Source organism: Bacteroides sp. NSJ-48 (assembly GCF_014287405.1).
GTDB lineage: Bacteria > Bacteroidota > Bacteroidia > Bacteroidales > Bacteroidaceae > Bacteroides > Bacteroides stercoris.
On the sequence record NZ_JACOOD010000026.1, the window covers coordinates 16460 to 36137 of the forward strand.

Consider the following 19678-nt stretch of genomic DNA (forward strand, 5'->3'; position numbering starts at 1 on the left):
GCAGTCAGTTAAGAGGGCTCAACTTGCCGATACCTGTAATCTGCGTAGCCTCTACCGTAACACCTTTTGTGGCAGTAGCGCTGGACGGGGCTATCTTGTAAACAGCCGGATGGCCGTCTGTGGTAGTCACAGCCATATAGGCATAACCGTTCTCCGTATACGGAGTGTTGCCGAAGCCGGAAATCAGGTCTGCCGACGGAAGGCCGGTGACATAGGTAAGTTTCTTGCTTTCCGCTTTGAACACAGCCAGTTCTTTGGCTTCAAAGCCCGTCTCCGTCAGAGGGCGGTCGTACATCAGCAACAGGAAATAGTCATCTGCAATATGCCAGCAACGCAGGAAGGATTTTCCGCCGCTCTGTTTCTCCAGGTCGCAGTAGTAGCTGTCGAAGTCTTCCCGGCCATTGGGGATGCGTACCACACCTGCCGGTAAGACTGTCTGCTGGCGGGCATCCTTCATCGTCTTGGCATAGCTTGGAGAGAATACGTAAATATCACCGTTACCGGCTTCCCAGATAGTCTGGTAATACTGGGACTTGAAACGGCCGCAGGCATAACTGATTTTATCCGTACTGATGAGTTTCTTCGTTGTCATCGTAGCATCATCAAAGATTGCCACCCAGCATTCATTGGGATACTGTGTCCACTGCAATTCGCCTTTCTTATACGAGCTGCTGTTGGAACCGCCGTCTTCGGTCTTTACCAAATCCTCATTGCCCGGCAATATATACTTACCGCCGTCTACGGCAGCGCCATACTGGCTCAGACCCATGGGAACGGCTGCACTGTATATCTTGTTGTTATGCTCCTGAATTCCGGCCAATGTCACGAACTCGCCGTTGCCCAGGAAATTCTCGGACTGGTAGGCCTTGTTTTTCGTATCGTTGGTGTTGAAGGTTTCGTCCGCTACATCCAGGTAAGAGAGCAGGAAGGTTTTAGGCAGATACAGGTTGCCGTCGGCATACTCCGCAGGTCCGTCGCCGGTAGAGGCAGTTATGATATACTTATCGTAGATGCCGTAGGTAGTGAATCTCTTCACTGCAAACTCTCCCGAACGCGCCTGCACTTCGTGGTTGGAGTTCATGACATAAGAACGGGTGGTTCCGGCATTTCCCTGATTGTAAGTCAGTCCATAGAGATACCGGTTCTTGTAGAACACCCATTGGGAAGCGCCGTCGTTGACGAGTCCGTTGTTGATGGTAGAAACAGAGCCTTCGTCCAAAGTCCTGGAAGTCAGCAATACGTTAGTCGTATTGCTCGAAGCGGTGACAGAGGAAGCGATCACGAAATCGCCTTTGGTTCCATTATTGTTTCCGCCGCCCGGCACCTCCGTATCCGTGCAGGATGTCAATGCCGTTCCTGCCATCGCAGAAGTAAGAAGTACGGCTGATAAAAGATTCTTTTTCATGTTGTTTTGTTTTATTATATTACACTAATCGTTATTGATTCATGGTTTCAATTGCCAAAGTATACGCGCACCTTTCCATAGAATGCCCGTCCGGCTTTCTGCAGGCTGAAGTTGTCGTACAGTTGCTCGTCCGTAAAGTTCCGGCACTCGAACGAGAGGTTGTAGCGTCCGCTACGGAGACTGTAGGAAAGGCTCAGGTTGTGGGAGAACTGGCTCGGAACCACGTAGTCGCCCTTGTTCGAACCGATTTTGGAAGAATAATAGGTAAAGCTGTGCAAGTACTGGTTGTCGTAAGATACGGTCAGCGCATTGCCTTTTTTCCAGAGGTCGCGCCAGTAGAAGGTCACGTCGGAATCGGCAAAGATATAAGGCAGGTTGGGCATGCGTTCCTTATAAGCTATATTCTCCGCACTGCCGGATATGGAAGTCTTCATATTGTCGCACACGTTCATCTGCGTGAAGTTGCCGCCCACACTCAACCACCTGCCAAAGCCGTAGCGGGCGGAGATGTTATATCCTTTCGTCAGCACCTTGCCGTAATTGACGTAAGTGGCTGCGGACTTGCCGCCGCTCAGGTCGGTGATGTTGCGCTGGATGTAGTCTTTGGTGTTACGGTAGACAAAGCCGCCTTCCACGTACACGGAATGCTTGCCGAAAGTCTTGTTATAGCTCAGGCTCAGGTTGATGTTGTCGCTGTTCTCCGGCCGGATGCCGATGTCGCCCATTTCCAGGTCCTCATTGCCGAACATCTCTTCGATGGTGGGCAGACGGTAGGCCTTTTCATAGGACAGCTTGGCTTGCAGTCCCGGCAGGATGAAGTAAGTGCCCGCCGCTCCATAGCCTACGGAATGTACGCTGTGGGTGGTGCGTACATAGTCGTTCTGATTGGCATCCGTAGCCACAGGTCCGGCGACAAACTGGTTGTAGTACTTGCCGAATACGGATAAGTTCCAGTCTTCGGACGGCATCAGGCGGTAAGAGAGGCCGGAGATATTCTTGCGGGTCTCCTTGGCAATGGCATCCGACTGCTCTTCTTTGGCAAGCAATGAAGTATTGGAACGGCTGAAAGCATTCAGCACGTGGTTGAACGTCAGCGTGTGCACCCTGCCGAGGCGGTAGTTGGCTGTAAACGTACCGTTCCAGTTATTGTTATCGGCGCGCGAGTGCTGGTAGGACTGCTCTCCGGGAGAGTTCAGCGGCTTCCTTTCCCCGTACCAGTTGTATTTATAGGAAGCGGTATCCACATTGGTCGTCAGGTTCTTGTTGTAGTTGACGGTCAGCACTACATCCAGTCCCTTCGCAAACAGGTTGCGCTTGTTATACTCCAACGAAGGCATCAGCGAATGTCCCTTGCGGTGTTTCTGCCCGTACACGATGTCCTGCCGTACGCCGGTCTGTACATCCTGGTACATATTGGAGTAAGTGAAACCGAACATCAAACGGTCCGCCCACTTCTTGTCGATAACGCCTACCTTGCCGATAACTGCTTCATTGTGGTAAGTATCGTTGAAGCGCCGTACGCGCACCTTCTTGTCACGGTCTATCCTGCCCGTTTCAAAGTCCTCCACCGGGGAGTCGATGCGGTAGTCGTTGTCCGAATAGTTCTGAAACGCGTTGATTTCGTACGTAAAACCGTTCTTGAAAGTCTGCCCGAAGTGTACGTTGGACTTATGCGTATTGAACGAACCGTACGAGTAGGACGCATCCAGAAACCAGCGGCGGCGTTTCTTGTTCGTAACGATATTGATAACCCCGCCGATGGCATCCGTGCCGAATCCCACCGGCACTACGCCCTTGTACACCTCGATGCGGTCGGCAAAATTCACGGGGATATTGTTCAGCGCAAAAGAGCTTCCGACACCTTCCTGCGGCACGCCGTCTATAAAGACCTTTACATGCTTCCCGCTGAAGCCGTCCAGCATGAGCTGCATGTCCGACCCTACCCCGCCCGACTCGCGCAGTTTCATTCCCGGCGCTTTGGTCAATGCATCGCTCAGGTTCCTGGTTGTGTTCTGCAACTCTTTCGTATCCACCGCCACGGCGTTGAATGCCGACCGCTTGACACGGCTCACGCCCGTCGACACCACCGTTACTTCGTCCAGTTGCTGAGTTTCGGGGGTGATTGTGACATTCTGCCTCACCCTTTGCCCTCTGACCAGCGTCACCGGTTTCTCTACGGTTTTATAGCCGACGGCCGACACCACCAGCGTATAGTCGCCCGCAGGCGCACTCACATGATAGATACCTTCCTGATTGGTTATTCCCCCGTAACCGGTCCCTTTCAGATAGACCGTTGCAAAATCCACGACTTCTTTCTCCGTAGACAGGATTTTACCTGAAATCATCGTCTTGCCCGGTCTCTGCGCATATACAGGAAAGGCGCATGCCGTCAAGAAGAAAAATAATAAACTAAATATGGCTGTTTTCAATTTGAAGTGATTGTTAAGTTGTTACTAATACCGTATGCAAAGGTCATTAGAAAAAAGCAACCTCACAATCACCTCTTTTAGGTAATTATACCGACGCCATGCTAAGAAAGTATCACACCCGCAATCGCTATTGATAGGTATATTCCACCATTCTATTCGCGGTTCATCAAGCGATGTTCCGCCATTTTTTCGTACTTCGTGCCGGGACGTCCATAGTTTGCATAGGGATAAATGGAGATGCCGCCGCGCGGGGTGAAGATGCCCGTAACCTCGATGTACTTGGGATTCATCAGACGGATGAGGTCTTTCATTATAATATTGACGCAATCCTCGTGGAAAGCGCCGTGGTTGCGGAAACTGAAGAGATAGAGCTTCAGACTCTTGCTCTCCACCATTTTCACATCGGAAATGTAGCTGATGCGGATTTCCGCAAAATCGGGCTGTCCCGTTATCGGGCAAAGGCTGGTGAACTCCGGGCAGTTGAAACGTACCCAGTAATCGTTACCGGGATGTTTGTTGTCGAATGCCTCCAGCACTTCGGGGGCGTAATCCTGCTTGTACTCTGTCTTTCTTCCTAATAAGGAAAGTTGGTCTTTTAATTCGGTCATATTACAATCGGTTTATAATCGGTTCTGTTTCCTTTGTGGTATAATACATTCGTCATTTTCCCGCCAGATACTTCTCCAGCCCCTCTCTGCGGAGCTTGCATGCGGGGCAGTGTCCGCAGCCGTCGCCGGGAATGCCGTTGTAACAGGTCAGCGTTTCATGACGAATCAGGTCGAGCACTCCCAGTTCATCCGCCAGCGCCCAAGTCTCGGCTTTGTCAATCCACATCAACGGAGTATGGAGTACGAACTGCTCGTCCATGGCAAGGTTGAGCGTTACGTTGAGCGATTTGATAAATGCGTCCCTGCAATCGGGATACCCGCTGAAATCCGTTTGCGACACACCCGTCACGATGTGGTTGATACCCTTTTCGCGGGCATAGACGGCGGCAATGCTGAGGAAGAACAGGTTGCGCCCCGGCACAAAGGTATTCGGAACGCTGTCTGCCGGCTTCTCCCGGTCCATCACCATATCGGGGTCCGTCAACGAATTATGCCCCAACTTGCCGATGAAGGAAACATCCATTACTTCAAACTCCACTTCCGCTTTACGCGCTATCTCCCGCGCAAGCTCCACTTCCTTCTGATGCTTCTGCCCATACAGAAAGCTCAACGCATATACTTTCCTGAACTCACGCTTTGCCCAAAACAGGCAAGTTGTCGAATCCTGCCCACCGCTGAATACGACCAATGCTGCTTCTTTATTCACCTTATTATATATTTATGACAACCTCTACTATTTAAATTTCACTGATTTTCCACACCTTGTAAGAAATCCCCTCGTCGTAGACATCGCTACCGTCTATCCTTTTAATGGCTTTCACCACCCGGATGGTCACCGGCAGTATTATCACCTCGTACATGGATTTCAGTACAATCTGGGTGCACATCATCAGCAGCAATTCCTGCCATGCGATAATGCCTCCGAACGCCACCGGAAAGAATATCAGCGAATCGGCCGTCTCACCCACTACCGTGGACCAGATGGCACGTGCGGAAAAATGACGTCCGCCGCTCGCCACTTTCATGCGGCTCATGACGTAGGCGTTCAGAAACGAACCTACCAGAAATGCCGTCAAGCTGGCGGCAACAATGCGCGGCGCCATGCCGAACACGAAGTTGAAATGGGGCGCCCCGTCCCAAAAGGGAGCGGCAGGCAGTGCCACGGCAATCAGTCCCAACATCACCACAAAGAAGTTCATGGCGAAGCCGCTCCAGATAATCAGGCGCGCCTTGCGGAAGCCCCACACCTCGGCAATGCAGTCGTTGATGATATAAGAAACGGGAAACACTAACAGTCCGGCAGTAACGGTAATGCCGAAAACCTGGATTACTTTTGTCTCGAGAAGATTGGCCGCTATCAGACAGACATTGAACAGAATGCCCAGCAGCATAAAGGGTACAGATACTTTTTGCTTCATATTCCTGTTTTTTACGTGGTGTTCTAGAATACACGACCGCTATTCACGGCATCATACATGTAACTAATGATTTCACTCTTGTTAAATCGGGCGCAAAGATACGCTTTCTTCCGGTGACTGCAAAACCATTTTAGATTTAAGTTGTTCAAAGCACATTCACCAAAACCTAACTTAAATGAAAACAATCTTAAAAACAATGTTTCTGTTGTGCGGTGCGGCACTGTCTGCCCTCACAGTCCACGCACAGAAAAAAGTGATTATCGAGGATGAGTCTCCCAAAGGTGTCGTATTGGTCACCATAGACAAAGCGGGCGACGAGATAATCCGCATCATGAACGAGTCGCAAATGCCCTACATCCACGAACCGCAGGCGCCCCGCTTCCTGCTGACGGACAGAAAAGGGAAGTTCGCCCTGGGCATCGGCGGCTATGTACGCGCCACGGCAGAGTACGACTTCGGCGGCATCGTCGACAACATTGACTTTATCCCCGCCTACATCCCCAACGGGAGCAAAATCAGAAACCAGTTTCAAATGGATGCCAGCACGTCCACCATTTTCCTGAAACTGGTGGGGCATACCAAGATTCTCGGCGACTTCGTGGTGTACACTGCCGGCAACTTCCGCGACGGTTCCAACAAAGGCTTCCAACTGCGCAATGCCTACGTGTCTTTCCGCGACGTGACGGTGGGCTACACCTACGGCGGCTTCATGGACCTGGGCGCAATGCCTTCCACCATCGACTTCCAGGGGCCTAACGGAGCCACCTTTTACCGCGCCACCCAAGTGTCATACACCTACAAAGGGCTGAAAAACTTCCGTTTCAACGCCTCTGTCGAAGTGCCTGCGGTAGACGGCACGACCAACAGCGAGCTTGACATCGCACAACAGCGCATGCCCGACTTCACCGCTTATGCGCAGTACGGCTGGAACAGCAAAAGCCATGTGCGCGTAGGCGGACTTATCCGCAGCATGACCTACACCAGCACCCTGAGCGACAAGGCGCATGCCGTTACCGGCTTCGGCATACAGGCATCCACCACCTTCAATCTGGGCAAACAATGGCAGGTGTTCGGGCAAGCCACCTACGGGAAAGGCATCGGGCAATACCTGAACGACCTCAGCAACCTGAACGTGGACATCGTTCCCAATCCCGATGAAGCAGGCAAAATGCAAGCATTGCCGATGCTGGGCTGGTATGCCGGACTGCAATACAACATCAGTCCGAAAGTGTTCCTTTCAAGCACATACAGCATGTCACGCCTCTATTCCGAAAACGGGTATCCTGCCAACGAACCGTCCACTTACCGCTATGGACAATATTTCGTAGCAAACCTGTTCTGGAATGTCACCCCAAACATGCAGGTAGGTGCGGAGTATCTGCGCGGCTGGCGTACGAATTTCGACAATTCCACCAACCATGCCAACCGCATGAACCTGCTGGTGCAATATTCCTTCTGAAACCTGCACGGAAATCCGTAAAAGGAAAGAAATAAAAAGGAAAGAAATAAAAGCCCTAAAGGCATAAGACAAAGAGAGGATGTGCCAGCCGAATTTGCGACACATCCTCTCTTACGTATATAAAGGATTATGAAAGATCAGAAGCGATAGTCTATGCTGAGGCCGAATACCTTGTTGGTACGGCTGTACACGTTTGTACCGGGCAGATTTGTACCCTGATAGTTTTGGCCGGTTTTGGTATAATCCTCATAGTTGGTCCACATATAGCCCACATTCAAATCGGCTCTTTCCGAAAGTTGCAACTTCGCGCCCACACCCAGCGAGTAGGAATCGCACGAGAAACTTGTGTCGCTCTGATAGTCATCGGACAAACCATAATCGGTGAACTGCACACCGCCGCTCAGGGTCAGTCTTTTGATAACATCCCACTCTATACCGGCCAGATACTCGTTTGTCCCTTTCGTCAGGAACTTCTGTTTGCCACCTGCCATGCCTGCGTTCTTATCGTCGTAGAAGTGATACTCCACCGATGCGCGCAGCACAGGAAGGAACTCATAGGCAGCAGCCACCGAAAGCATGGCGGGAATGTCGTTCGGCGTATTTACACCGTGTTTGTAGTCCTCCAGCTCACTTTCGGGAGCGCCTATCATGCGTAGCGAATTTATCTTCGTGTTATTTTCAATGTTCAGATTGGCCTTGAACTCGTATTTCGCACCAATCGTCAGTTTGCCGAACTTGGCATCCAAACCGATAACCGGAGTAAATCCCCAACCGGTCTGGCTGCAATCCAGGTCGATGCCGATAAGCTCGGTTCCAACGGGTATCGCCCCACCGGTGGGCAAAGGCAAATCAACGGCCGCACTGGCATTCAGCGCACCTTTGTAACCACCCGTAAAGTAGTTCATGCGCCCGCCTGCAAAGGCAGACAGCCAGTCCGTTATCTTATAGGTCAGCCCCAACTGCACGGAATAGATATACTGCTTGCCGTCCATGTAGCTGTTCAGTGTATAGGCTTTGCCCGGAATACCCTGTTGCAGCAATCCGCCTATCACCATGGCATCGAACATGGACAAGCCGTCATCGAACGAAGCTTTTCCGCCTCCGCCGGTAATGCCGAAGAAACCGGAGATAGTCCAGTCGCCCTTCTTATAAGCGGCAAACACACTGGGAATGACAGGCGCAGAAGCCTTGCCTTCATAATATTTGTCCAGACCCAAAGCCTCGCACGAAGCATCGATATTTCTTGTCTGGAACGCACTCTGAATACTCAAGGATGTATAAAACCCGTCTTTCGGCAGGAAAGCCAGACCCGCAGGGTTGGACAAGGCAGCATCCACACTGGTGGTGTTTGCGCCGCGCGACAGCATACGAAGAAAGGCAGGGTGTTGATTTGTATTTGTCAGGAGACCTCCTGCAAAAGTTGGAATTGAAACGATTAACATCGCAATGCTAATCAAAGAAATTTTTCTCATCTAAATCTTTTTTATTGTTTTCGGGCGCAAAGGTACAATAATATTGCACATAAATAACAATTTTGCGCATTTAATTTAGGAGAACCGAAGAATTTAATTGAAAAAATCAACAGTTTCTACTGAAACATTCACTAATATTCATGCTGAAACAGACAAGGGATTGCTCCATTTGCCGTCCCTGCCGCTTGCATATATTGCCCCTATGCCCAAAGGGAAAAGCAGCCGATGCCAAATCGTTCCACCATGGGGTAAATTTCATTCCACCACGGAGAAAGTTCCGTTCCACCATGACGGAACAAAACTTTCTCCGTGTCGGAACAACATAGCGCCTGCTATCGCCGGCACTCATCATCCGGACAACAGATTATGGGCACAACCTGCCGGATATGTCCCGAACATTCTTACCTTTGCGCACGTTATATTCTTTGTGCATGCCGCCTTTTAACAAATGCAGAAAGTGCACTTATACGAAGCGCATCCGTCATGCACACTTAATAACCTGCGAATATTCACCAAAACTTAAAATCTCATGGCATATACTATTGCATTCTTCGGCAGCAAGCCCTACGACGAGGCTTCATTCAATGAAAAAAACAGCGGATACGGTTTTGAACTCCGCTATTACAAAGGACACCTCAACCTGAACAACGTGATACTGACGCAAGGCGTGGATGCCGTGTGTATCTTCGTAAACGATACTGCCGACGCGGAAGTTATCCGGCAATTGGCGGCAAACGGAGTGAAACTCCTTGCCCTGCGCTGCGCCGGATATAATAATGTAGACCTGAAAGCGGCAGCGGAAAACGGCATCACCGTGGTGCGCGTCCCCGCCTACTCCCCTTACGCGGTAGCGGAATACACCGTTGCCCTCATGCTCTCCCTCAACCGGAAGATACCCCGTGCCACCTGGCGCACACGCGACGGCAACTTCTCCCTGCACGGCCTTTTGGGATTCGACATGTATGGCAAAACGGCAGGTATCATCGGCACAGGCAAAATAGCCAAGAAGTTAATCGCCATCCTGCGCGGTTTCGGCATGAACATCCTCGCCTACGACCTGTATCCCGACTACAATTTCGCCCGCGAGCACCAGGTGGTATACACCACGCTGGACGAACTGTACCGCAGCTCGGACATCATCTCCCTGCACTGCCCGCTCACGGAGCAGACCAGATACCTGATTAACGACTACTCCATCAGTAAGATGAAGGACGGCGTGATGATTATCAACACCGGCCGGGGACAGCTCATCCATACCAATGCCCTGATAGAAGGACTGAAAAACAAGAAAATCGGTTCTGCCGGGCTGGATGTGTACGAGGAAGAGAGCGAATATTTCTACGAAGACCGGTCGGACAAGATTATCGACGATGATACGCTGGCACGCCTGCTGTCATTCAATAACGTAATCGTGACTTCCCACCAGGCATTCTTCACGCGTGAAGCCCTTGCCAATATCGCATCCACTACCCTGATGAATATAAAGGACTTCATGGAACACAAGAAGCTGGAAAACGAAGTCAGACTGTAAAAAAGCGTTTATAGAACATTAATCATCCACGGCTCAAACTTTCAGGCCCACCTGCTTGTTACACACAGATAAATCACTAAAAAGACAGATTATGAAAAAAGTAACAGACAAAGCCGAAAGCCGTGGACGCTCTTCGTATGACTGGCTCGACAGCCGCCATACATTCAGTTTTGACAAGTATTACAACCCCCGCCGGATGAATTTCGGCGCCCTGCGCGTTCTGAACGACGACCGGATAGCTCCGGGAAAAGGCTTCGGAACCCATCCGCATAAGAATATGGAGATTATCTCCATTCCCCTGAAAGGCAAGCTGAAGCATGGCGACAGCAAGCAAAACAGCCGTACCATCACCATAGGCGACATCCAGACCATGAGTGCAGGCACGGGCATCTACCACAGCGAAATGAATGGAAGCGATACCGAACCGGCAGAGTTTCTCCAAATCTGGGTAATACCCGAAAAGCTGAATACCCCGCCCGCCTATCAGGATTATGACATCCGTCCCTATCTGCACAAGAACAAGCTTTCGCTTATCGTATCGCCCGACGGCAATGCTCCTGCCGGAATGCTGCAACAGGCATGGTTCTCCATCGGAGAAGTCGAGGCCGGAAAGAAGCTGGGGTATCACCTGCACCAGTCGCACGCCGGCGTGTACATCTTCCTCATAGAGGGCGAAATAAAGGTAGACGGCACAGTGCTGTCCCGCCGCGACGGTATGGGAGTATACGAAACCGACAGCTTTGAGTTGGAAACGCTGCAAGATTCGCATATCCTGCTGATTGAAGTCCCGATGTAGGACTTTTGCATAAAATAACAGCCAAACCGGAAGTTTGTGTGGTGTTTTTTGTAATATTGCGCTATAATTGAAACCGTACAATGAAACTTGATTATATTTACCACAGCGGCTTCGCAATCGAAGCGGACGGAATAACGGTCATTATCGATTACTACAAAGACTCCTCGGAAGAGGCGCCGGACCGGGGAATCGTACATGACCATCTGCTAAAGAAGCCGGGAACGCTCTACGTGCTTTCCTCGCATTTCCACCCCGACCACTTCAACCGAGACATCCTTTCATGGAAGGAACAGCGGCCCGACATCCGGTATATCTTCTCCAAAGATATTCTGAAACACCGGCGTGCCACGGCGGAAGATGCCGTTTACATAAATAAGGGGGATGTCTACGAAGACGAAAATATCCGTATCGAAGCCTTCGGCTCCACCGATGTAGGCATCTCTTTCCTGATAGATTTGCAAGGCGTACGCCTGTTCCATGCCGGCGACCTGAACAACTGGCATTGGAGCGAAGAGTCCACTCCGCAGGAGATACGCAAGGCGGAAAGCGACTTTCTTGCAGAGATAAAAAAACTGCAACAAAAGGCTCCCCGGGTAGATATAGCCATGTTTCCGGTGGACAGCCGCATCGGAAAAGATTACATGCGCGGTGCGGAACAGTTCGTGGAACGGATAAAAACCGCTATATTTGCACCTATGCACTTCAGTGAGGATTACCGGGGCGGCAACGCTTTCCGCACCTTTGCCGAAAGCCGGGGTTGCCGTTTCCTTACAATCTCCCGCCGGGGTGAGAGTTTTGACATTACTAAATAAAACATAGCATTATGAAAAATTTAACACAGGTTCTTATTATGCTGTTCTGCCTTTGCATGCCTGCCCTGCTGCATGCCCAGAGGGATGACAGCAAATATCTGGCCGGTGCTGTTCCGGAAGTGGACGGCAAGGTAGTATTCACCAAAGATTTCAGTATCCCCGGAATGTCTCAAGACACAATCTACTCCCGCCTGTTGAGGTGGATGGATGCACGTCTGGCAAAGAACGGGAATAACAGCCGCGTAGTCTTTTCCGACAAGGAGAAAGGACAGATTGTAGGCATCGGCGACGAATGGATTGTGTTCAGCTCCACCGCATTGTCACTGGACAGAACGAAAATTCTTTATCAGCTCACCGTCACCTGCCAACCGGAAAAATGTGTTTTTGAAGTAGAGAAGATACGTTTCAACTACCGCGAAGGAAAAGAGAAATATACCGCCGAAGAATGGATTACCGACAAGTACGCCCTGAACAAGTCTCAAACCAAACTGGTACGCGGACTTGCCAAATGGCGCAGAAAGACTGTGGACTTCGTCGATGCCCTCTGCATTGAGGTAACGGAAGCCTTAAGCGCCAGCACCGCCGCCCAAGCTCCTGTAGAGGAAAAGAAAGAAGAAAAGAAAGAGACAAAGGCGCTCGTCAATTCGGGTACAACGGTGATTGCCCCCAAAACGCAAGTTACAGTAGAGACTCCCAAGGCCACCGCTACGACACCGGCTACGGCTACGGTTACGGTTGCCGCCGCACCGCAAACCAATGTACAGGCTGCACAGAACGCCTATAAAGAGGTAGCCCCGGATGCTGTTCCCGCCGATGCCATCCAGACCGGCAACGGCAAGCTGGTGATTGTAATTGGCGAAGAACCTTTCAACATGACGATGATGACTGCCAATGCCGGCGGCTCGTTAGGCAAGATAGCAGGCAACAAGCCGGTAATCTTCACCATTCTGTCACCGGAACAGCCTTATGCACAGATGGAAGCGGCCCAGAATTATACCGTACGCTTCTACCCCAACGGACAGACAGAGCCTTCCGTCATTCTGGAATGTAAGAAAGTGCCGTCACAAGCCCCGATAGAAGGTATGCCGCGTACATACATCGGCGAAATCCTGAAAGCAAAAATTAAATAAACCGATACTATAAACCTAAAAAAGTAACAACAGTGGAAATAAAAAGCAAATTTGACCATTTTAATATAAACGTCACCAACCTGGAACGCAGCATCGCTTTCTACGAACAAGCATTGGGACTGAAGGAACATCATCGGAAAGAGTCGTCGGACGGCTCTTTCACGCTGGTCTACCTCACCGACGGCAGCACGGGTTTTCTTCTGGAACTGACCTGCCTGAAAGAACATCCCCAAGCCTACGAACTGGGCGAGAACGAAAGCCATCTCTGCTTCCGCGTGGCCGGAGACTATGATGCAATCCGCCAATATCACAAGGAAAACGGCTGGGTATGTTTCGAAAATACCGCCATGGGACTCTATTTCATCAACGACCCCGACGATTATTGGATTGAAATACTGCCCGCCAAGTAAATTGTACGGCATACTTTGCAACAAGAGGATTACTATTAATTACTTAATACATCAACAACGTGAGTATAGAAGAAGCAATGATGGGCGGTATTGTTTTCAAAGGCAAGAAAGAGAAGCCTAAAGAAGAAAACAAAATCAAGACCAAAGCCAAGAAAAAGACCTATATCACCGGCCTGCATGGTTCCGGTGCGGCGAAAATGAAAGCCGAAATCCGCAGGAAACGCGCGAACAGGCATAAAGGAAAATAATAATTATTTTTTCAGATAAGAAGGTGTAAGTCCCGTTGGGAAAAACTTACACCTTCTTTTTTATACCATACCTACCCGAATTACAGAGAAGCATTGAAAAATTATCCAATCAAAACGCTATTTAGATATATTACATTAAAAAAGGTCTGATAAATAAAAGAAAGTTAATGACAAGTTTTGTTTTTATACAAACAATATATATCTTTGACGTCGCAAACAAACAAATAATATTAAAAAGAAAGTGATTTTATCACAAGAGTATAAAAAAAAGCACTACTTTTTTTTATCCAGAAAACTTGTAGTGTGTTTTTTTATATCAATAACTTTGAATAACACATATGCCCAGGTGCAACGCGGCAAGAAAGACGATGCGAAAGCCGAATTAATATCTTTCAAAGACCGTTGGGGTATCAAGACAAATGCTGTTGACTGGTTATTGACCGTTCCTAATATTGGCGTAGAATTTGACTTGGGCAATACCATCCGGAACAAACGTACAATCGGTGCCAATATAAAGTGGAACTGGAACACCTCGCAAAAGTACACCCCATCCCTTATTTTCAATGTATTCGATGCACGGGTAGAGTGGCGTCAGTATTTTCGCACCCGTAAAAGAGGCGGCGTCACCAAAGATGCCAATCTGATGACACGTCTCAAGGAAACCGTATTCACCACCCAGCGCAAGAATCCGCGCCAGGAACGCGCTTACTACTGGGGCGTATATGTCAACGCCGCCAGCTACAACTTTAAAATCGGTAAGGAAGGCAAGCAGGGTAACGCCTACGGAGCCGGCATCAGCGTGGGATATACCGCTCCGCTTTACGGCTACCGCAACAATTACATAGACCTGGAGTTGGGAGGTTCCGCCGGACTGCTTTACACCTCATACGATGTTTATACGCACGATGAGGAAAGCGACTGTTACCCGCGCATAGCGGAGAAATGCAAAAGCGGGCACATCGTGCCGTTCCCTCTGATAACGGATTTACGCGTGGCTTTCGTTTACCGGTTCATGTCGGCAGGCAGCAAGTATAAGGAATCGGTGTACCGCCGTGTACAGATACGCGACTTCGCCCGCCAGGCACTTAATGAAAAGATAAATAAGATGCGCGAACGCATCGACTCCATCGACAATGCGGTACGGAAACAAGGCTTCAGCCGCCCGGACAGCCTGCTTACCAAAGAAGAGCTGAAACAATGGAAGCTGATGCAGCAAGAGCGCAAGGAACTCGCTTTGAAAGAAGCTGCCGACAAACTGCGCAAACAGGTAGCCGATTCTTTGGGCATACAACTTAGCGATACACTCACTTCCGAGCAGGAAAAGGCCATACGCAAGGCACTGAAAGTACGTGAAGACCAATTGATGCAGAAAGCCGAAATACAAGATTCTGCCAAACGTGGCAAACGTGCTGCCAAGAAAGCCAAACTGCATACCAAGGAAAAGAAAGAGAAGAAAGATAAAGACTCCGGGAAAAACCGGAAAAAAGACGGAAAGCCGGAAGCGGAAGCCACCAACAAAGAAAAGGGAGATGCTTCCGGTGAAGAAGAAGATGAAAAGGAGGATAAAGGATGAAGAACAAGACACTGACATACCTTGCCCTCAGCCTGCTGTGCTGCATCTGTGCCTGCACCTCGGTAGACCTCTGTCCGGAAGCGGAACATCCGCACATCACCGACATGCGTGTACGGCTCAACTGGGGCGACATCAGCAAAGATGAGATTCCGGCAGAAATGCACATCGTAGCAAGCCGTATCATAAACACCTGGCGCACCCGCGGCATCATCAATACATCCATAGACCCTGCCACAAATAATAACATAACACAACAGGAAACGTCTTCCGACACCCGGACTGCTTCAAATGCAAAAGAAAATTCGGAAGATAACTCAATAGAGAGTCCGGAAGAAACCGCTTCTTCTTTTTACTTGCGCGGAGGTGAGTACAACATTTTTATCATCAACGAGCAGAATGCGGATGTTCCGGCACAGACAGGCGATACGGAACAGTCCCCTACTCCCATCATCAGCATAGAAAATCTGGACAATTACATCCACGACAATAAGGTAAGCGTGAAAGACCTTTATCTGCAAATCAGCAGTATGGGCAATGAAAAGCCCGACATTGTAGAGGGCAATGACCTGCCCGATTTCAATCCTGACGATGAATACCTGCAGGAAATAAAGTCGCCCATATTCTATGCGGTGCAAAAGAACATAAACATCCAAACCGGACAACTGACCATCCTGGATTTTGATATGCAACGCATCAGCCAGCGTATCAATATCGTCTTCAATATCCGCACCGAAGGAAACATAAAAAGAGAAGACCTCTCGGCGCCCATCATCGAATTGTCCGGCGCTTGCGGACGCTTCAACATCGCCGACGCCTGTCTGGACACCACCCGCCTCTACCGGATGGCACATCAGGTACAACCGGACGAGTTTACGCAAACCGGAGAGGGTACTTACCGATGCGTGGTCCATTTCCACACCCTCGGCGTCATCCCCAGCGCGGCAAAAGGACATCTCAACGGACCGGGCATCCTGCAAGTTGCCTTGCAGGTATCCACTCCCCAACTGGATTCTTCCGGTGCACCGGTATTGGATGAGGAAGGCAATCCCGTAAAAAACAGCCGCTACATCTACGGCGCCATCAATCCCTATGACGAACTGACCGCAGCGCAGCTCATTGAAGTGCGCGACGGCAAAATATACCTGCGTTACAGCAAAGAAGATGTAAACATCGAAATCACAACACCTTTAGTAATAAAGGCCGACCAGATAGTACCCAACGATACCGGCATGGGATGGCAACCGCACGATCCCACCAATCCGGACGATGACATAATAATAGAGATATAAAGATGAAACGCCTGACATATAGCAATAGCATGCAAAAGCGGAGACACCGGCACAAACTTATTCTGCCGTTATGGTGCATACTGCTGCTTGTTACCGGTTGCGGTAATCTGTACACCGGCGACGAGTCGCTCTATGACCCTAATCATCAGGACAACCAGGGCGACCAGACGCAACTGCCCGTCATGGTAGCATTCAGCGACCCTATATATAATGTGTTGACACGCGGTGCGGGAGTACTGAATCCCACAGACGAAACAAACTTCAGCAAACGCATAGCCGACGGCACTTTCTTCGTATACGCATTCCGGCGCGATAATCCCAACGGAATGACCTATGCCCATCGCCGTGCTGAAGATGCCGACCGGCGCTATTGCCTCATCGACGGCAGTCTGGACGAAATCTCCGCCGAAGAATGCACGGCACTGGGACTCACCGCCGAGCAATGCAAACTGCACGGCAAACGGGCGGCTTATGCAGGAAACGGCTCGTTCATTAACTGGAAAAGTTCCGGTTACATCCCCTATTACAATTTGCAGGAAGAATTCGACGCCTTCAACTTCTTTGCTTATTACTACGACAATGCGCAAGTGGGCGAAGTGAAGCGCGAAGCAGACCGTATCTGTTTCGATGTCACCGTAGACGGCTCGCAAGACCTGATGTGCGCCGCTGCCGCCGACCTCAAAGCGCTGATAGAAGACGTGGAAAACGGACGAAAGATAGCTGCCGACTACAGCGAACAGGCTGCCCGCCTGAAACAGCTCGGCGCCGATGAACGCCAGCTCATGCGCAGCTGCTATTACGGCACGTACACGGCACGCCGCAACATCTGGCCCATAATCCGCATGAAGCATCAGCTTTCATACGTCAAGTTAAAATTCTATCCTGCCAGCAAAAGCACGAAAGACATCGTTTACATCACGGGTGTCTGGATAGAATGCGTCAACAAAGGCGTTTTCACTGTAGCCTCGTCCGACCCTGCAAACGTAGGCGTCCATTTCCCCACAGACGGAGAGCGGGGAAAATTACCGGCACGTGATGCAGAGGGAAAAGAAATAGCTTGGACCGATGAAGAAGGAAAATCACTCTATCCGATGCAAGTAAGGGAAGAAGATGCGGACAAGGAAGTAAACCAGCGTCCGGCAACAGACGGCGGGGTTTTCCTGCTGCCGCCGGGCAACAATGCCACGCTCCTTATAAATACGGTATATTATCCCGACGCAACCGGGAGTGAACCCTATATCACGACTTTCAGCTACGACTTAAAGGATGCCGTGTACAACAAAGACGAAAACGGCGCTTATCTCTCCAGTGGATTTATGGGCGGACGCGAATATAACATCAGCGCCTATATATACGGTCCGCAGGATATAAAGCTGAATGTACAGGCTGCCTCGTGGGTAAACGGTGGAGATATAGAGATAGGAGAAGAATAAAATTGAAACAGACAGAGATTTATATATTTTCTTTTATTAATTAAAAATTCAATGAAGTATGAAAAAGCAATTTTTCTATGCAGCAATGGCGCTCGCAGTAATGAGCAGCTGTTCAAAGGACAATGATCCGGGTATCGGTAATCCGGACGACAACAATGACAAGGCAGTGATTGCATTAGGCGTGGACGTACCTACGGTTACGGCCCTCAGCAGAGGAACCGGCTCTGTGGGCGATGTAGAAGGCGAGAACAACAAGTGGAACAGCCAACGACTGTATATCCACATGGTAGACAGAGCCACCGGCTTAGAAGCCGAAGAAGGCGCTGAAGGAGCAAAAACTCCGATTCTCGATAACGCAACTCTCCAGTTCAGAGCTCCCAAAGCAACCGAAGGCAATAACGGTGCAATCAGAATCTATAACAATTATGTAGAAGATACCGACAACGGCGTGATTCAATACAAATACTACCCGACCAACGGCACCTATACATTCTACGGTTATCATGTTGACGATGCAACCCACGATGATGCAACCATTACGGCAGATGAGAAGAAAGTAAAGAATGTAACAATCAACGGTACTCAAGACTTATTGGCAGCCAGTACCATAGATATGGCCGAGAACGATGCTTCCAATGACCAAAGTTTATATAAAGACATAGCTACCAAGCTAAGCGGCGAGTGGACGGAACTTATGAAATACCAGTTCGGCGCCCGTACAGCCCGTAAAGGAATTGTTCCTGTCCTGAAATTCAACCATCAGCTGGCACGTTTGAAGTTTTTCGTAAGGGCTGGCAGTGAAAGCGCAGCCGGCTATAAATATGAAGGCAGCAATTGGATGGAACGCAAAAGCACTGACGGCCAGGATAATACACTCGGTATGCAAGTTACTAAGATTACCTTGAAAGACATGGTAAATGTTGTCGACATGGATCTGGCTACTACGACTTCCGCAAGAAACGGAGCCTCCACCGCTCCTTTTGTTGTATGCAGTAAAGATGTTGATAACAAAAACAAGTTAGACCCGGACAAAGGTTTAATCACTCCGGTAGTGCCCAAGTATCCTTACGGCCACGAAAATATTCCGGCAGAAGGTGACCCCGACGCTAAAGGAACTCAAGTGGGTGAACCTGTTATGTTTTTCCCTAACGGAAACATCAACTTGTCCATAGACCTTAAACAATACGTAGAAGATACAAAAGACGAAACAGACGGTGACAAGATTACATACAAAGAAGTTGAGAAGCTGGATACTCCCTTAATCATCGACCAGTCCAAGATTTCAAAAGATGTGAAAGAATTCAAGGCCGGTGCTTCTTACAACGTATACATTACAATCTATGGCTTCGAAAAGATAGAGGTTACCGCAGTGCTGACCGCATGGGAAGACGGTGGTGACATTGAAACCGACATCGAAGACGGAAAATAAGAACCGGCTCCTCTATCGGGAAATAACTCCTGAGGACAATCCAACTACCAACGGGCGGTACGAGAACTACCAACCGTTGGTACTTGAAATACCAAAGCGTGGTACAGGAGCTACCAACTGTTGGTACGGAAGCTACCAAACGTTGGTACAAGGAATACCAAAGCATGGTACCGGAAGTACCATACCGAGGAACATAGGAGAGCAACGATATGTTTAACCAATTACTCACTACAATC

19 protein-coding genes are annotated in these 19678 nt (G+C 49.6%); 13 read left to right on the forward strand and 6 right to left on the reverse strand.

Translation table 11 applies throughout. From position 1 onward, the window contains the following. Window positions 1–4: 4 nt before the first annotated feature. The 5 genes from H8S52_RS12570 to H8S52_RS12590 form a co-directional block, all read right to left on the reverse strand. Window positions 5–1405: a DUF4374 domain-containing protein gene (locus H8S52_RS12570; RefSeq protein WP_117985367.1), complete on the reverse strand. Its 1401-nt coding sequence runs from the start codon at window positions 1403–1405 to the stop codon at window positions 5–7. Between the two features lie 47 nt (window positions 1406–1452). Then, the gene (locus tag H8S52_RS12575; RefSeq protein WP_186909934.1) at window positions 1453–3750 is read right to left on the reverse strand and encodes a TonB-dependent receptor; all 2298 of its coding nucleotides are present in this window, start codon (window positions 3748–3750) and stop codon (window positions 1453–1455) included. 236 nt (window positions 3751–3986) lie between these two features. Continuing rightward, window positions 3987–4442, reverse strand: a complete 456-nt coding sequence (gene queF, locus H8S52_RS12580) for a preQ(1) synthase (protein WP_186909935.1) — start codon at window positions 4440–4442, stop codon at window positions 3987–3989. 52 nt (window positions 4443–4494) lie between these two features. After that, window positions 4495–5148, reverse strand: coding sequence for a 7-cyano-7-deazaguanine synthase QueC (gene queC / locus H8S52_RS12585; protein WP_005652670.1), 654 nt, complete (start codon window positions 5146–5148; stop codon window positions 4495–4497). A gap of 31 nt (window positions 5149–5179) precedes the next feature. After that, window positions 5180–5860, reverse strand: a complete 681-nt coding sequence (locus tag H8S52_RS12590; protein ID WP_005652671.1) for a queuosine precursor transporter — start codon at window positions 5858–5860, stop codon at window positions 5180–5182. A gap of 175 nt (window positions 5861–6035) precedes the next feature. On the opposite strand from H8S52_RS12590, the gene H8S52_RS12595 reads away from it, so the two are divergent. Next, on the forward strand, window positions 6036–7319 hold the full coding sequence (locus tag H8S52_RS12595) for a DcaP family trimeric outer membrane transporter (RefSeq protein ID WP_186909936.1): 1284 nt from the start codon (window positions 6036–6038) through the stop codon (window positions 7317–7319). 137 nt (window positions 7320–7456) lie between these two features. Here H8S52_RS12595 and H8S52_RS12600 read toward each other — a convergent pair whose 3' ends face one another. Continuing rightward, window positions 7457–8791, reverse strand: coding sequence for an OmpP1/FadL family transporter (locus tag H8S52_RS12600; protein WP_005652676.1), 1335 nt, complete (start codon window positions 8789–8791; stop codon window positions 7457–7459). 97 nt (window positions 8792–8888) lie between these two features. On the opposite strand from H8S52_RS12600, the gene H8S52_RS12605 reads away from it, so the two are divergent. From H8S52_RS12605 to H8S52_RS12660, 12 genes are all read left to right on the forward strand, one after another. Continuing rightward, complete coding sequence (locus tag H8S52_RS12605) at window positions 8889–9236, forward strand: hypothetical protein (RefSeq protein WP_186909937.1); 348 nt, start codon at window positions 8889–8891, stop codon at window positions 9234–9236. Window positions 9237–9320: 84 nt separating this feature from the next. Next, complete coding sequence (locus H8S52_RS12610) at window positions 9321–10322, forward strand: 2-hydroxyacid dehydrogenase (RefSeq protein WP_005652680.1); 1002 nt, start codon at window positions 9321–9323, stop codon at window positions 10320–10322. A gap of 91 nt (window positions 10323–10413) precedes the next feature. Continuing rightward, the gene (locus H8S52_RS12615) at window positions 10414–11118 is read left to right on the forward strand and encodes a pirin family protein (RefSeq protein WP_005652683.1); all 705 of its coding nucleotides are present in this window, start codon (window positions 10414–10416) and stop codon (window positions 11116–11118) included. Window positions 11119–11198: 80 nt separating this feature from the next. Next, window positions 11199–11930, forward strand: a complete 732-nt coding sequence (locus tag H8S52_RS12620) for an MBL fold metallo-hydrolase (protein WP_186909938.1) — start codon at window positions 11199–11201, stop codon at window positions 11928–11930. A gap of 11 nt (window positions 11931–11941) precedes the next feature. After that, a complete protein-coding gene (locus H8S52_RS12625; protein WP_186909939.1) occupies window positions 11942–13060 on the forward strand; it encodes a DUF4468 domain-containing protein in 1119 nt (372 codons plus the stop codon). 32 nt (window positions 13061–13092) lie between these two features. Beyond that, on the forward strand, window positions 13093–13470 hold the full coding sequence (locus tag H8S52_RS12630) for a VOC family protein (RefSeq protein ID WP_005652687.1): 378 nt from the start codon (window positions 13093–13095) through the stop codon (window positions 13468–13470). A gap of 59 nt (window positions 13471–13529) precedes the next feature. Further along, window positions 13530–13718 (forward strand): hypothetical protein, encoded by a 189-nt coding sequence (locus H8S52_RS12635; RefSeq protein ID WP_005652688.1) that lies wholly within the window; start codon window positions 13530–13532, stop codon window positions 13716–13718. A 241-nt stretch (window positions 13719–13959) separates the two neighbouring features. After that, window positions 13960–15291 carry a DUF3575 domain-containing protein gene (locus H8S52_RS12640; RefSeq protein WP_186909940.1) on the forward strand — a complete coding sequence of 444 codons (1332 nt, stop codon included), beginning with the start codon at window positions 13960–13962 and terminating at the stop codon, window positions 15289–15291. Next, complete coding sequence (locus H8S52_RS12645; protein WP_186909941.1) at window positions 15288–16580, forward strand: hypothetical protein; 1293 nt, start codon at window positions 15288–15290, stop codon at window positions 16578–16580. The genes H8S52_RS12640 and H8S52_RS12645 overlap by 4 nt, the downstream gene beginning before the upstream one ends. 2 nt (window positions 16581–16582) lie before the next feature. Continuing rightward, window positions 16583–18013: a hypothetical protein gene (locus H8S52_RS12650; RefSeq protein WP_255470055.1), complete on the forward strand. Its 1431-nt coding sequence runs from the start codon at window positions 16583–16585 to the stop codon at window positions 18011–18013. Between the two features lie 58 nt (window positions 18014–18071). Further along, on the forward strand, window positions 18072–19442 hold the full coding sequence (locus tag H8S52_RS12655) for a fimbrillin family protein (RefSeq protein WP_186909942.1): 1371 nt from the start codon (window positions 18072–18074) through the stop codon (window positions 19440–19442). Next, window positions 19414–19659, forward strand: a complete 246-nt coding sequence (locus H8S52_RS12660) for a hypothetical protein (RefSeq protein ID WP_131796850.1) — start codon at window positions 19414–19416, stop codon at window positions 19657–19659. The genes H8S52_RS12655 and H8S52_RS12660 overlap by 29 nt, the downstream gene beginning before the upstream one ends. Window positions 19660–19678: the final 19 nt, after the last annotated feature.

What these genes read in the sequence shown, in the direction of transcription:
- H8S52_RS12570 (WP_117985367.1), bottom strand. Translation starts at nt 1,405, where the DNA reads ATGAAAAAGAATCTTTTATCAGCCGTACTTCTTACTTCTGCGATGGCA.
- H8S52_RS12575 (WP_186909934.1), bottom strand. Translation starts at nt 3,750, where the DNA reads ATGATTTCAGGTAAAATCCTGTCTACGGAGAAAGAAGTCGTGGATTTT.
- queF (WP_186909935.1), bottom strand. Translation starts at nt 4,442, where the DNA reads ATGACCGAATTAAAAGACCAACTTTCCTTATTAGGAAGAAAGACAGAG.
- H8S52_RS12590 (WP_005652671.1), bottom strand. Translation starts at nt 5,860, where the DNA reads ATGAAGCAAAAAGTATCTGTACCCTTTATGCTGCTGGGCATTCTGTTC.
- H8S52_RS12595 (WP_186909936.1), top strand. Translation starts at nt 6,036, where the DNA reads ATGAAAACAATCTTAAAAACAATGTTTCTGTTGTGCGGTGCGGCACTG.
- H8S52_RS12600 (WP_005652676.1), bottom strand. Translation starts at nt 8,791, where the DNA reads ATGAGAAAAATTTCTTTGATTAGCATTGCGATGTTAATCGTTTCAATT.
- H8S52_RS12610 (WP_005652680.1), top strand. Translation starts at nt 9,321, where the DNA reads ATGGCATATACTATTGCATTCTTCGGCAGCAAGCCCTACGACGAGGCT.
- H8S52_RS12615 (WP_005652683.1), top strand. Translation starts at nt 10,414, where the DNA reads ATGAAAAAAGTAACAGACAAAGCCGAAAGCCGTGGACGCTCTTCGTAT.
- H8S52_RS12620 (WP_186909938.1), top strand. Translation starts at nt 11,199, where the DNA reads ATGAAACTTGATTATATTTACCACAGCGGCTTCGCAATCGAAGCGGAC.
- H8S52_RS12625 (WP_186909939.1), top strand. Translation starts at nt 11,942, where the DNA reads ATGAAAAATTTAACACAGGTTCTTATTATGCTGTTCTGCCTTTGCATG.
- H8S52_RS12645 (WP_186909941.1), top strand. Translation starts at nt 15,288, where the DNA reads ATGAAGAACAAGACACTGACATACCTTGCCCTCAGCCTGCTGTGCTGC.
- H8S52_RS12650 (WP_255470055.1), top strand. Translation starts at nt 16,583, where the DNA reads ATGAAACGCCTGACATATAGCAATAGCATGCAAAAGCGGAGACACCGG.
- H8S52_RS12655 (WP_186909942.1), top strand. Translation starts at nt 18,072, where the DNA reads ATGAAAAAGCAATTTTTCTATGCAGCAATGGCGCTCGCAGTAATGAGC.